Origin of the sequence: Pseudobacillus sp. 179-B 2D1 NHS, assembly GCF_045370945.1 — a bacterium.
Classification (GTDB): domain Bacteria; phylum Bacillota; class Bacilli; order Bacillales; family Domibacillaceae; genus Pseudobacillus.
The window spans coordinates 174836-188403 of sequence record NZ_JBIQDP010000005.1 but is presented as its reverse complement, the minus strand read 5'-3'; the positions used below and the strand labels follow the sequence as shown (position 1 = coordinate 188403).

The following is a 13568-nucleotide window of genomic DNA, read 5'->3' as shown; positions in this document are numbered from 1 at the left end:
GGGAAGTTCCTGTTAATGACTGCATTAATTATGATATTTAGTACAGTAAGCGGCTTTCTTATAACCAATACGTACTACCATCGAGTGGTGAAAGAGCGTAATGATAAAAAGAATGTGGAGATTGCCAAGACAATTGTTAAGCATATTGAGGAGACGCCGCAACTCAACTTAAATGAGTACTTACAGACGATTAGCGATATCGGCTATCAGCTTTATGTGGTTGACGCCTCCGGCAGCGAATCTTTTTACGACGGCAAATACCGTGTGAAAAATTTAGATAAGTCAGCTGTGAAGCAGGTACTGGCGGGGCGTATTTATCATGGAATGAGGGATTTTCCACGTGAAACATTTGTGACAGGCTTCTTTGCCAATGAACTATCAAATACAATTGGAGTCCCATTCAAGTATGAGAGCAGGCGATACGCGCTCTTTATCCGGCCGGATATTAAGCTGTTATTTAGTGAAGTTCATACCCTTATGGGCGGCCTTGTGATTGCTACTGCCCTTTTAAGTTTGCTTGCGATGCTGCTTGTAGCAAAGATGCTTATCGTGCCAATTACTCAGTTAACTGCCGCGACGAAGCGTATTGCCGATGAGAAATATGACATGCAGTTAAATATTGATCGGAAAGACGAAATTGGCCAATTAGCGGCAAGCTTCAATACCATGACGGAACAGCTCCAGGAAAATGATAACATACGCAAAGAATTTATTAGCAATGTTTCGCATGACTTTCAATCACCGCTGCTTAATATTCAAGGATATGCCGGATTGCTGGAAGCGGACAATCTAGCCGATGAAGAGCGAAAAAATTATGCGGGTATTATTCAATCAGAAACCAATCGTTTATCGAAGCTGACACGCCAGCTTTTATTGTTAACCTCTCTTGATCAGTCCTCTCGCATGGTGAAATTTAAAGATTACCGGTTAGATGAACAGCTAAAAGCCTGTATTAATAAGTACCGCTGGTGGCTCGAAGAAGAGAACATTCATTTACATTTAAGAATGGAGCCGACGATGTACCGGGGGGATGAGGCTTTATTTGAAAATGTGTGGGATAATCTGCTGACGAATGCGATTAAATATAACCTTCCCGAAGGAGAAATTCATATTGCGCTGGAGAGGCAAGATGATTATACCGAGGTAACCATACAAGATACAGGAATCGGAATTTCAGAGACAGAACAAGCTCAGCTGTTTCATCGTTTTTATCGGGCAGATGCATCGCGTACAAAAGAAGGAACAGGACTTGGCTTGTCCATCGTGAAACAAATCATTGAACTGCATAAAGGAGAAATTCATGTGGCGAGTGCACCAGGTCAAGGAACGTCATTTACGATTAAACTGCCAAATTTGTAATACAAAGTTCATATAAAGTTTATATTGACATCGTAGTATAACCTCCATGGAGATAAATATTTATGGAGGTTAATAGAATGGAGAAAAAATGGAGTCTCAGATTAATTCGGCTGGCTGCGATTTTTGGCTTATTAGGAGCGATACTCGGATCACATATGGCGGGCTCGGGCAGCTACCAGTTTCGTCCCATTCACGCGCATATTTTAGTTGTCGGCTGGTTGTCGGTTTTTGCGTGGGGCATTTTCTATCGTGTGTACACAATCAAGTCTTCAAAGCTAGTATCTGTTCATGGCTGGACGGCAGTGATCGGATCCATCGGTTTAACAGCCGGCATGTGGCTAAATGCTCTAAAGCCATTTAATGTTAATGACACATTCGCTTTAGTTTTCTATATCGTTGGCGGAACGATCCTGTTAGTCAGCTTTGGAATTTTTATTATCACTACGTTCATGATTGATACGAGAGAATGAAGGAGGCGGTCTATATGCAGACCGCCTCCTTATATTTCATCTATTTAGAAATTAGAAAGAAGAAGGATGTTTCAAATCACTTAACGGCTTTGGCTTACGAAAAAGATCGAAAGCTTCCGTAATAAAAATGCCGCCTAAAATAAATAAAATCCCCATGCCAGTGTTAAAAGTTAAGGATTCTCCCCATAGCCACCATGATAGTAAGAAAGCAAAGACAGATTCCAACGATAAAAGCAGGCTTACATGTGTAGGTGGAGAAAATTGCTGAGCTTTAATTTGCACGATATAAGCTAACAATGTTCCGATCAACAAGTCAAAGGTATACGCATACCACCCGTAAGAAGATAAAGGCGTTGGGAATGGCTCCAGCCAAACAGCAAATGGCAAACTAAATACTCCGACGATTAATAATTGAATAGCGATAAAGCTGAGTGAATCAACAGATTCGTTATTTTGATAAGCGCGGTCTACTAATATAACGTGAATAGCAAAAAAGAAGGCGCAAAGGAATACTAAAATATCCCCGGCATTGACCCCTGTCCAGCCTCCATCCCATGAAAGAATGACGAGTCCCAGGAACGTAAGCAGACTTCCTAACAATGCTCCTCTCTGGATGGCTACTTTTGACCAAAAAAAGTATAAGAAAGGAACGATGACCACCATTGTTCCGGTTAAGACTCCAGCCTTGCCGGGAGTAGTCAGCTCAATGCCTATTGTTTGCAAGGCAAATCCTGCCCATAAAGCGGTTCCGGCAAAAATACCGTATTTCCACATCTGCTTTGACATATTCTTAATATCTTTCCATTTAAATAATAAAAGAATAAGCGCAGCAAGGAAAAATCTTGTTCCAATAAAGTACAAAGGAGTAATTTCATTTAACAGATCTTTGGTCAAGACAAAGCTGTATCCCCAGCCAAGTGAGATTCCAACCAGGGAAAAGTCTGCAATGATGACTTTCTTTTTTAACGACAATCTATCCCTCCTAAGAGCAGCCCTATTCGGGGCTGTGCCATACTCTATGCAAGAATTGCACCAAAAACAAAAAAGCGGCACAGAGAAGCGTGCCAAGCAACGACAGATTGGGGATCGGATGAATGAAATGAATCTAGTAGAGACCGTCTGTATATAAGATTTTTCAAATGAAATATTCAAAAAAACATACTTTATTCCGTATAGAATAACGAGCCACCCATTCACTCGGTATTAACCGAGAACACTCTCTGGATTTAACCCTAAGGAGAATCAGGCCTACCGGTGTTACCAACCTATTCGGACGGACTGGCTACGCTTGCCTCATGATCGTAGGCTCTTTAAGTCTCGCCTCTAACAGCCATCTCCTTTATCGGCCGGGCCCTTTCTCTTTTCTCTTTCCAAAGCGAGAAGCTAACACCAGCTAAAGTCAGAATCCCACCAGACAGTGAAAGGAGAGAAGGTACTTCCCCTAGACAAATCCATGAAATAATTAGAGCGGCTATCGGAGTTAAATAAAGAGAACTGGTTGCTTCCGAAGCCCCTGCTTTTGAGATCATATAGGCTACAGCGAAATATGGAACAATCGTCGGAAATAGGCCTAAATAAATAACAGCAAAGGTGGCAGAGGAAGAGGCTGCTACTATTTCTGCTGCAGCACCCGGTAGAAAAAATAACATAAAGAAAGTCCCGGATAAGATGGTGTAAATTGTAAACGGTATGAATCCATATTTGTTTAAGTAGTTTGTTTGAAAGACAAAATAACAACTTTCACCTATTGCTGCAATCAAAATCAGCAGAACACCTGCAGCCACAGCCGATAACGAGCCGCCGTTTCCAAGTGAAATGACAGCCACTCCTGAAAAAGCGATCAGCGAGCCGATCCATCCCATTTTAGAAAATCTTTCTTTAAGAAAAACAGCAGCTAATACAGCAGAAAAGATCGGTGTGATGGATATTAATAAGCTGGCAACACCGGCGCTCACTGTTTTTTCACCTACGCTTAACGCGGTATGATAAACAGTAAACCCTAAAAAACCTAGCAGTAAAATAGCTGGTACATCTTTCAGGTCAGGCAGTTTTATTCTCTTGGCAACAGCAAAAATAACTAATCCAATCGAGCCGATAAGAAGCCGCAGCAAAGCAAGGTGCTCCGGGCTATAGGATGCAAGAGCGATTTTAATACCCGGGAAAGCAGAGCCCCAGGCAATAACAGTCATACTGTAGGCTATGGCTATTCTCCAATTCATAACAATCCTCGTTTCTCTTATTTATTAAAATTTCTGGTGAATTTATAATAAGGTAACTGGTATTGGAAATCGCCAACCAATCGACTAGAAAAAAAACCAACAGAAGCAGGAATGCGGATAGAGAGGAGGCCTTTCGTTGAGTAAGATGCCCCGTTATCTTCAGATTGTCCATTCAATTCGTGAGAAAATAGACAAGGGGGAATGGGTGGTCGGAAGCAGAATTCCTCCCCAAAGAGCCATCGCTGAACAGTTCGCTGTAAATAGAAGCACAGTGATTACTGCCATTGAAATTTTGAAGGCGGAGGGCCTGCTCGAAGGCAGAGCAGGTAGTGGCGTATATGTGGTGAACAATCGCTGGTCGCTCTCAGCTGCTATCTCTCCCCCGGATTGGGAGAATTTGACCCAGTGGTCTTTACAGCCTTCAAGTAATCAAACGGTACAGTCAATCAATGAACTGGAAAATAGAAAGGATGTCATTCAGTTAAGTAAAGGCGAGCTCGGTCCCGACTTGTTTCCGCAAGCCGACATAGCTGCAGCCCTTACGAAGGTTTCAGGCGAGTTGCAGGAATTTGGTTACGGAAATGGATTAGGGGATGCAGGATTAAGAGGGGAAATCAGCAGGCATATGGAGGAATATGGACTATCTATTGCGCCGGAGAGTATATTGATCGTATCAGGTGCTTTGCAAGCTCTTACGCTCATTGCTATTGGCATATTAAAAAAAGGCTCTACCGTTTTTTTGGAGAACCCTTCGTATTTGCATTCAGTCAATTTATTCCGTACGGCAGAGATTTCCATCAGGCCGATTTCTGTTCATGAGAATGGTTTGAATATAGAAGAGCTTTTTCAACAAAACATCCCAAAAGGCTCATCTGCCCTTTATATTAATCCAACTTATCAGAATCCTACGGGTACTACGATGTCAAAGGAGCACAGACAGTTATTGATGGACAAGTGCCGGTATTTTCAGTTGCCGGTAATCGAAGATGATATATTTAGAGACCTATGGATTGATGAGCCTGCACCAGCACCTTTGAAGACGCTGGATAAGAGCGGGCAAGTTTTGTATGTAGGCAGCTTCTCGAAAACAGTTGCCCCCGGTCTTCGGATCGGCTGGCTTGCCGGGCCAGAAGACGTCGTTAAGCGTCTTAGTGATGTCAGAATGCAGACCGATTATGGTTCTAGTTATTTATCACAAGTACTGGTCAGAGAGTTGCTTCGTTCCAGACTGTATGAGAAGCATTTGAGAAAAGTAAGAATCTATTTAAAGGAAAGAAGAGCGCATCTGCTTAAGCTATTGCGTTTGCATTTAAGTGAGTATGCTACATGGCGTGCTGCCTCAGGGGGATTTTTTATATGGGTTACTTTAAATAAAAAGGTGAATATGCATACATTTTTTAAAGCGTGCTTAAATAGCGGCGTATTAATCAATCCTGGCTTTATATACAATGATAGCCATTCGACTATACGGTTATCTTATTCCTATGAGGAAGTTGAGCGCATGGAAGTAGCTATTATCAAGATTAAGAAAGTTTTAGAAGGACAGTAGTTATTTTTTCAAGTCTCTATGAGTAAGGCCTACCCAGGGGCGGGTTCTTAGTAAAAATATCTTTACTCACAGAGAGAAAATTTTCCCTTTATTTTCGAATGTTTGCGGTTATTTCTCCAAAATACTCTCCTTTTATGTCATTTGTAAATAGCGGAAAGATCACGTTATTACAGGATATAACTAATATAGCAAGACAGTATTTGCTTCGTAACAATTAGTTGGCATGGAAGTTGCGATTTGTTTAAAACAAATGGGAGATCGCTGATTTTAACTAACAAGATAACTGGCGCGCGCTATAAAAATGAACGCGGTTTCCCAGAGAGTGAGATTGGGAGAAAGGATGCAACAAGATGAACAAGACGATACAACATAGCCTGATATTGGGCTTTGCCTTATTTGCTCTTTACTTTGGAGCGGGCAACTTAATTTTCCCGCCGTCTATCGGCAATGTGTCAGGGACCAACTGGATTCCGGCATTGGCTGGCTTTACAGTTACAGGCATTATACTTCCTTTGCTCGCGGTTATTGCCATCTTGAATGCCGGTGGAAGGTTTGAAGAGCTGACAAGACCGATTAGCCCTTGGTTTTATAAGGTCTTTAATCTTTTGCTTATGGTCGGAATTGGTATGCTCGTTACAATCCCGCGAATGGCCGCTACTACACATGAATTGGGAGTTCAAACCTTATTTCCTCAAGTTCCTTCTGTTTTAACCATCGTCGTTTTTTTTGCCATTAGTTTTTATTTTGCGATGGACGAATCAAATGTTATTGATAAGATCGGGAAAATCTTAACGCCTCTTCTCGTTATCATTCTTTTAGCAGTCGTAGGCAAAGGGATATTCGATCCGATTGGAACCCCAGTTGCAACAGATTTAAAAGGACCTTTTTCAAATGCTTTTATTAGCGCTTACCAGACAGGTGATATTGTGACCGGCATTTTTTGTGCCCCCATATTTATTGCTGCTATTACGAGCTATGGGTATAAAGGAGTACAGGCGAGGAAATTAGCTCTTACTGGAACACTTATAGCCGGAGTGGGCCTGCTCATCGTGTATGGAGGCCTTCTCTATATTGGCGCATCAGGCAGTGGAGCCTTTCCTAAAGATATTGGAGATACAGCACTCGTATCGCAACTAGTCCATACATTGTTAGGAAGAGCGGGAACAGTTGCTTTATCGATTGCTATTGCTCTGGCGTGTCTCACTTCGACTATCGGCGTTATTGCCGTTATTGCTGAGTTCTTAATGAAGCTGACTAATGAGAAAATAGGCTATCGTTCTTGGTTGCTCGTTATTTGTATGACAGGCACTGTCATTGGCACAATGGGCGTTGGGAAAATCGTTAACTATGCGATGCCAATCTTCTTGGCGTTGTATCCAGTAGCCATTGTGTTGGTCTTCTTGGGAGTGTTCCGCAAATATATTCCCAATGCAGGAGCCTACAGAGGAGCCATTCTTTTAACATTCATTGTCAGTCTATTCGAAACATTAGGGTCTGTTTTAAACATTGGATTTTTAAGCAGTGTGGTTTCCATGCTTCCGCTCAGTGCAAACGGGTTTTCATGGCTTGCACCTGCCATCGTTGGGTTAATAGCCGGAGCGCTTATCGACAAGGCGAATGGCCAGAAGAAAAGCCAGGAATCTGTTTTGGATCATGCAGAAAACAAATAAGAGTTATACGGTTAAAAAAAGCAGGAGGGAAGCCCCTCCTGCTTTTTAAGATTCCGTTGTTCTTTCGCTTGATGCCTTCATTCGCTCCTGCGGATGGGTATTCGTTGTGCCGTCCGCCCGTTTAGACGCATATCGCGCTTTAGCACGAGCTTTTTCACCCTCGCCAGTCATATTATCATCGGGAAAGTTCTTCGCTTTGTTTCTCATTGTTCTCCTCCAAGCGCAAAGTAAAAAGTGTAAGCTCTCACGCACTATTAGTATGAGTAGAAGATAAAAAAGTATAAGGGCTGTCCCGATAAAATTTGTGGGAAACGTAAAATAATATTTTCGCTTTTTACCGCTCTGCTTCGAGGTTAACCGTTCCTTCAGAGGTAAAACGAACATTGGTTGATATGGAATTTTTTTTGCCGGCTTCTACATGTATGATGCCTCCTGGCTGATGGACAATGAATGTGTGATCTTGATTGTCTTGAGCTAAATGAACACCAAGAGCTAATGTGCCGGAGCCGCAGGCACGCTCGAAAAATTTGCTGCCAGTTTCTTTAACGTAGACAAAGGGACGGATTTCATATTCATTTTTCGTTAATTTTTTATAGGGAATAATTCCAATAGCTTTATCATCGACTTTTTCCAGAAGCTTCTGGAGAACGAGTTCAAACTCTTCTTCACATAGCCAGCGATCGGTCAAGAAGTGAGTAATTCCCTCCAGCCGTACAAGACTTCCGATAACAGGGTGGTCATGGGCATTAACAGCCAGTTCTTTAATCGAAAGAGGATTGGGCATTTCGGCTTTTGCTTCAAAAAAAGAAGGCGACTTAACGTTTACTTCACAGGCCAGCTGTGTGTCGGAGCCAGAAGACTCCAGAAGAAAGCGTGTTTCTGTGCTTAATCCTTTGTAGAGACAATAAGCGGCTGCAGATAAAATCGCGTTACCGCAAAACTCTCCGCCCGACATCTCTAAGCGGAGAACAGAATCATCTCTCTTCGGTGAAACGATAAAACCAACTTGTTCTGCATTCAGGTATTCATAGCCCATGATCGTATTGGCAATCGCAGCATAATGAGCCGGTGCTACGTAGTTTGTAATTAAAGCAGTTATATTTTGTGAAGGACTCGCTTTAATAAAATCAAGCTTCATAATGAAAACTCCTTTTTCGGTAGGCATTTAAGTAGATCCCCTTTTGTTCAGCTGTTGTTAAAGGTTATTTTTAACAACTTGTACTTCAAAGGGGTCAATGTGGGCATTTCTGTTTGGCCTATTATTCATGGCAATACGCTGCATAGGCGAGCAGCTTCATTTTCTCTCCTGCTTCATGATAGCTGAAATAGCTGCCTGGATCTTCTGTATAGCCAATTTCTTCTTTTTTTGTCGTGAATAGTCTGTTGTGCCGCAGGCCTTTTTCTAAGTAGTCCAAGTGAAGGGCGCGAGAGCTTGCTGCCGGATAAATCGTTTGAATCTTTTTTAGTGATTTAGCATGGGTACTATAGAAGACGTAGCTGCCTATCATGCGCGCCGTCTTCTTTAAATAAGGCCTTAAAATGGCGACCGGTGATTCTTCGTAAATTAAAGAAAATTGAGTAAACGATGTGCTATCAATAAAGAAATCAATCGATTGATGAACTAATGGCAAATGAAGATCACTGTTGACGATATACAAAACGGTTAAATTCGGATTGGCTTTTTCAATTTTTTTCTTTAATTCCACAATTGTCTTAAGGGAATGACAGGTGAAAATGTAATAAGCTTTATCGGAAAGGGATGATAGATATTTAGGTAAAAGCATAGAAACTTCGATATTTGTCTCCACAACGATTTTACCAGCTAAGTCATTTTTCATTAATTCCTTGATCATCCATAGCTTTCCTTTTTCAAGCAGGCTAACAAAGCCAGGGTTCCACTTCTTCACATCAATTTCATAGATCGAATATTTATTCGGTGAAGACTTCAGTTGATCAGTTAAGAGAATTCCTTCTTTGATGATTGCCTGGTAGCCGCATGGACAAGAGAGCACGCCTTTATATATATAATGTCCCTGTATGGAAGCATCTTTTAAGTTTAGTAACTGGTGACAATGCGGACAGCAAAATAAAGGAACAAAGAATAAAGGCATCCCCACTTTGGCAGGATTTGAAAAATCATCTTTGTTTGAATGAATCTTTGTTTCAATCAAATGAATCGCTTTTGAAATTTCATCTTTTTCGATCATCAGGTCAGCTTTTTTTTCAAGAAGCAGATTAGTAAAGTAGCTGGCATCCTCGTTATCATTACTGTTGGTGAGTCGCTTAAGGGACAATATTTTATGAATTTCTTTCAGGGAAAAACGGACCTGTTTTAGCTGATGGATGAAAGCCATATCTTCCAGACACATTTGGTTCATTTGATATTGTGTTTTTTCCTTGTCTGGGATTAAGAGTCCAAGGTCGATATAGTATCTTACTGTATCGATGGACACACCAAATTTCTTGGCGAAACTTCCAATTTTCACCCTGCCATTCCCCCATTTCGTTCTGTTTTATAAAAAGTAGAGTAGGCTCCATTTTTTCTGAAAATTCAATTAAAATGGTTATTGACATCCGGTTAACACCACTCAATAAACTGATTATACGGAAAAATTAAAAGAATTTGAACCGTTCAAAACAAGTAAGGGGGAATTTCCTATGACAGTGCAACAAGCCTCACTAAAAGAGGAAGTCATTTCATGGAGAAGGCATCTTCATGAGAACCCGGAGCTCTCTTTTCAAGAGATCCAAACTTCTGAGTATGTCTACAACCATCTCACAAGCTTTTCAGGATTGGAAGTAACGAAACCTACAAAAACAAGTGTACTGGCCGTGCTAAGAGGGGCCAAGACGTCTGTTGGGAATCAGCCTGTCATTGCTTTTCGTGCAGATATGGATGCGCTCCCCATTCTAGAAGAGGCAGATACTGCTTTCCCTTCAAAACATCCGGGAATTATGCATGCGTGTGGTCATGACGCTCACACAGCTATGCTGTTAGGTGCAGCGAAGGCACTTTCTGAGATAAAGGATGAAATTAGCGGGGAAATTCGATTTATCTTTCAGCACGCAGAGGAAATGCCTCCAGGAGGAGCAGTGGAGCTTGTTGAAAAGGGAGTGGTGGATGGAGTCGATTATGCCTTTGCCCTTCACGTAACACCGTATGAACGGACGGGCACAATTTGCATGAGAGAAGGAGTGCTTTGCGCGGGTAACGCAGATTTTGTCATCAGAATCATCGGTTACGGCGGTCATGCTTCTACTCCAGAACTGACCATCGACCCAATCATGGTTGGAGCAGAGATAGCAGTGAATATTCAGCAGATCGTTTCTAGAAAACTGCCGGCTTTAAAATCACCGGTTATTTCTGTCACAAAATTCAATGGCGGAAGTGCCCTGAATGTTATTCCGGATACAGTAGAACTCGGCGGGACAATTCGTTCACTTGATGATGATATCCGCTTACAGGCCAAGGGTTATGTCAATCAAATTGTAAAAGGACTCACAGAGGCACACGGTGCCAGCTATGAAATCATTTGGCACGAGGGTTATAAAAGTGTAGTGAATGATAAAGAAGCAGTCAAGATTACGAGAGAAGTGGCAGAAGATGTGGTTGGCAAGGAAAATGTGATTCATGTAGAAGAGCCTTTATTTGGGGGAGAAGATTTCTCTGCATTCTCTCAAGAAATCCCCGCTTCTATGCAATTTATCGGTGTTCATGACCCGGACTTTGGCGAAGCATATCCACTGCATCATCCTAAATTTAAAGTGGACGAAGAAGCATTGCAGTTCGGCGTAAATTATTTCGTAGGAATCGCTAAAAAGTTATGTTGTAAATAAAAGTTATTGTATAGGTGATCAGAGAGACGCAGTCAATGAGAAGAAAAGACGACAAGGCCCTCAACATTCAACACTCTAATGATTGAAAGCGTTTTACTTAGAAGAGTTGAAAATCTAATAAACGAAAAAGGGGAAGTGATACGAATGTTGAAAGACCCGGTTATTGCTACTATGATTATTTTGTCATTAATCGTTGTCGGAGAAATTTTGTCAATTAAAACAAGGGCCCGGGTGCCTATGTTGGCCATTGCGTTATTCGGATATTTAGTGCTTATTTGGATCGGCGTGTTTCCGGAGGATCTTCTGGATCATTCGACACTTGCCACACTGGGAGCCTTAATGTTTGCACCACTCGTTGTCCATATGGGAACGCTGATTCCTATGAAGATGATTAAGCAGCAATATAAGTCTGTTATCATTGCACTGATTGGCATCATTCTTTCAACAGGAACGATCCTTTTAGTGGTGACACCGCTCTTTGGTTATGAGACTGCCGCATCCGGCGTCGGTCCGATAAGTGGGGGTGTGGTCGCCTTTATCATTACATCAGATAAATTACACGAATTGGGCTTGGCTGCCTTAGTGACCGTGCCAGCTGTTATTCTTGGCTTGCAAACACTGGTCGGGCTACCATTGGCCTCGTTTTTTCTTCGCCGCTATGCCAAGAAGCTTTCAGCGAATTTTGATCAAGAAAAATATCTTGCCGCAACGAGCGAGGTCGTTCTTCCAAACGAGGAAGTGGGTCCAGAAGCAACAAAAGCAGAAAGAAAGCATTGGCTTTCTGATAGGTATGCGACAGCTCCAATTTTAATTTTTCAGTTGTTTATCGGCGGATCTTTAGCTGTTATGCTAGATAAAGTAACAGGCATCAACTATGCTCTTTGGTCATTGGTTATTGGTTTAATCGGCACGTATGTTGGTTTTTACCGTCAAAGCATGCTGGAAAAATCCAACTCCTTTGGGATTGTCATGCTTGCCATCGTATTTGCTATTATTCAGTCTATGAATGGGATCACTTTCCAAATGCTGCTGGATTATTTTCCAGCCGTTATGGCCATTCTTGCTATCGGAGCCGTCGGCATTATCCTTGGTGGGTTCGTCGGTTCAAAAATCGTCAAGTGGGATACAGACAAAGGGGTTCCTGTCGCCTTAACAGCGATGTTTGGCTTTCCAGGTGATTACTTAGTTTGTGAGGAAGTGAGCCGCAGTATCGCAAGGACAAAAGAGGAAGAAGAATATATTTTCAATGAAATTTTATCTCCTATGCTGGTGGGAGGGTTTACAACCGTTACGATTGCTTCCGTTTTTATTGCCGGTGTTGTAATGAGCACGCTTTAGAGAAGAAGCTTGTATAACGCTGATCTTTAGCGGTGAAACATCCAGTTTAGTCAGCATGCTTTCCAGCTATTAAAGATTGCTATATTTATGCTTTTTCTATAAGATTGTGTATGTTTTGTTTACACGATATTTTGATCGATGAAATAATGGGAGGTGAAAGCTATGAATAAGAAGGCTTTTTTGATGGCGGCTTTCACTATCATCATATGGGGTTCTTCATTTGCAGCTATTCGCGCAAGTTTGCATGGTGGTTACTCTGCAGGTCATTTGGTTCTTTTCCGCTTTATGATCGCTTCAGGGATTTTTATTTTATATGCTGTTTGGCCGGGAATAAAATTTCGATTGCCAAAAAAAGAGGACATGATGAGAATCTGTATTCTCAGCTGGGTTGGGATTAGTGTCTATCAGATCTGTGTGACATTTGGAGAAGAAACCGTTATAGCGAGCACAGCTAGTATGTTAATTGCTGCGGCACCCGTTTTTACGGCGGTTATAGCCGTTTTTGTATTGAAAGAGCAGCTAGGCTTATTTGGCTGGATTGGGCTATTTGTTGGGTTTATAGGCATCTTTCTAATTACATTAGGAACAGCAGGGTCTACATTTGGCATTTCCAAAGGAGCCTTTTTACTATTAATTGCGTCGATTGCAACATCTGTTTTTTTCGTTTTTCAAAAACCGCTGTTGTATCGCTATCAACCCATTGAGCTGACCGCTTATTTCACTTGGATAGGCACTTTACCTCTTTTCACTTTCTTTCCCGGTCTCTTCCAACAAATCGAGGGAGCGACAGTGGAAGCGACCATTTCGGCCATATATGTTGGTATTTTTCCAGCTGCTCTAGCCTATGTTACATGGGCTATTGCTTTGTCCATGGGTGAAGCGAGTGCTGTGACGAGTATGATGTATATTGAACCGGTGTTCGCTATTCTAGTTGCTTGGATCTGGCTTCATGAGCTGCCGAGTACTTTGTCTGTTGTTGGAGGCATTGTAGCTGTCTTAAGTGTTGTGGTAGTAAATGTATTCGGGAGAAAACAACGAGGAACTTTAAGGAAAAAAGCAGAGAGCAGTACATAGATTGATCATTTGATTTCTGCTGTTTATAGAAGAGAAATGGAGACGGGATAGG

Annotated in this window: 13 protein-coding genes; 8 read left to right on the top strand and 5 right to left on the bottom strand. The window is 41.8% G+C overall.

Annotation, left to right across the window (positions count from 1 at the left end):
• Positions 1–15: 15 nt before the first annotated feature.
• Positions 16–1359: a sensor histidine kinase gene (locus ACH0BF_RS07430; RefSeq protein WP_340851501.1), complete on the top strand. Its 1344-nt coding sequence runs from the start codon at positions 16–18 to the stop codon at positions 1357–1359.
• A 77-nt stretch (positions 1360–1436) separates the two neighbouring features.
• On the top strand, positions 1437–1829 hold the full coding sequence (locus ACH0BF_RS07425; RefSeq protein WP_120035934.1) for a hypothetical protein: 393 nt from the start codon (positions 1437–1439) through the stop codon (positions 1827–1829).
• 51 nt (positions 1830–1880) lie between these two features.
• Here the strand turns inward: ACH0BF_RS07425 and ACH0BF_RS07420 are convergent, their stop codons facing one another.
• A complete protein-coding gene (locus ACH0BF_RS07420) occupies positions 1881–2801 on the bottom strand; it encodes a DMT family transporter (RefSeq protein WP_340851499.1) in 921 nt (306 codons plus the stop codon).
• Here ACH0BF_RS07420 and ACH0BF_RS07415 point away from each other — a divergent pair.
• Positions 2776–2958: a hypothetical protein gene (locus ACH0BF_RS07415; RefSeq protein WP_406909191.1), complete on the top strand. Its 183-nt coding sequence runs from the start codon at positions 2776–2778 to the stop codon at positions 2956–2958. The genes ACH0BF_RS07420 and ACH0BF_RS07415 overlap by 26 nt on opposite strands.
• 181 nt (positions 2959–3139) lie before the next feature.
• Here the strand turns inward: ACH0BF_RS07415 and ACH0BF_RS07410 are convergent, their stop codons facing one another.
• On the bottom strand, positions 3140–4048 hold the full coding sequence (locus tag ACH0BF_RS07410; RefSeq protein ID WP_406909189.1) for a DMT family transporter: 909 nt from the start codon (positions 4046–4048) through the stop codon (positions 3140–3142).
• Positions 4049–4193: 145 nt separating this feature from the next.
• On the opposite strand from ACH0BF_RS07410, the gene ACH0BF_RS07405 reads away from it, so the two are divergent.
• On the top strand, positions 4194–5597 hold the full coding sequence (locus ACH0BF_RS07405; RefSeq protein WP_340856294.1) for an aminotransferase-like domain-containing protein: 1404 nt from the start codon (positions 4194–4196) through the stop codon (positions 5595–5597).
• Between the two features lie 350 nt (positions 5598–5947).
• Positions 5948–7267, top strand: coding sequence for a branched-chain amino acid transport system II carrier protein (gene brnQ, locus ACH0BF_RS07400; RefSeq protein WP_340851497.1), 1320 nt, complete (start codon positions 5948–5950; stop codon positions 7265–7267).
• A gap of 45 nt (positions 7268–7312) precedes the next feature.
• Here brnQ and sspK read toward each other — a convergent pair whose 3' ends face one another.
• The 3 genes from sspK to ACH0BF_RS07385 form a co-directional block, all read right to left on the bottom strand.
• Positions 7313–7474 (bottom strand): small, acid-soluble spore protein K, encoded by a 162-nt coding sequence (sspK, locus tag ACH0BF_RS07395; protein WP_120035939.1) that lies wholly within the window; start codon positions 7472–7474, stop codon positions 7313–7315.
• Between the two features lie 127 nt (positions 7475–7601).
• The gene (locus tag ACH0BF_RS07390) at positions 7602–8432 is read right to left on the bottom strand and encodes a histidine racemase CntK family protein (protein ID WP_406909187.1); all 831 of its coding nucleotides are present in this window, start codon (positions 8430–8432) and stop codon (positions 7602–7604) included.
• Positions 8433–8526: 94 nt separating this feature from the next.
• Positions 8527–9753: a MerR family transcriptional regulator gene (locus ACH0BF_RS07385; RefSeq protein WP_340851493.1), complete on the bottom strand. Its 1227-nt coding sequence runs from the start codon at positions 9751–9753 to the stop codon at positions 8527–8529.
• Between the two features lie 172 nt (positions 9754–9925).
• Between ACH0BF_RS07385 and ACH0BF_RS07380 the strand changes: the two genes are divergently transcribed.
• The 3 genes from ACH0BF_RS07380 to ACH0BF_RS07370 all read left to right on the top strand — a co-directional run bounded on the left by ACH0BF_RS07380 (position 9926) and on the right by ACH0BF_RS07370 (position 13516).
• Entirely contained in the window at positions 9926–11104 is a 1179-nt protein-coding gene (locus tag ACH0BF_RS07380) for a M20 metallopeptidase family protein (RefSeq protein ID WP_406909185.1), read from the top strand.
• A 144-nt stretch (positions 11105–11248) separates the two neighbouring features.
• Complete coding sequence (locus ACH0BF_RS07375; protein ID WP_406909183.1) at positions 11249–12442, top strand: hypothetical protein; 1194 nt, start codon at positions 11249–11251, stop codon at positions 12440–12442.
• A gap of 162 nt (positions 12443–12604) precedes the next feature.
• Complete coding sequence (locus ACH0BF_RS07370; protein WP_406909181.1) at positions 12605–13516, top strand: DMT family transporter; 912 nt, start codon at positions 12605–12607, stop codon at positions 13514–13516.
• The last annotated feature ends 52 nt before the right edge of the window (positions 13517–13568 follow it).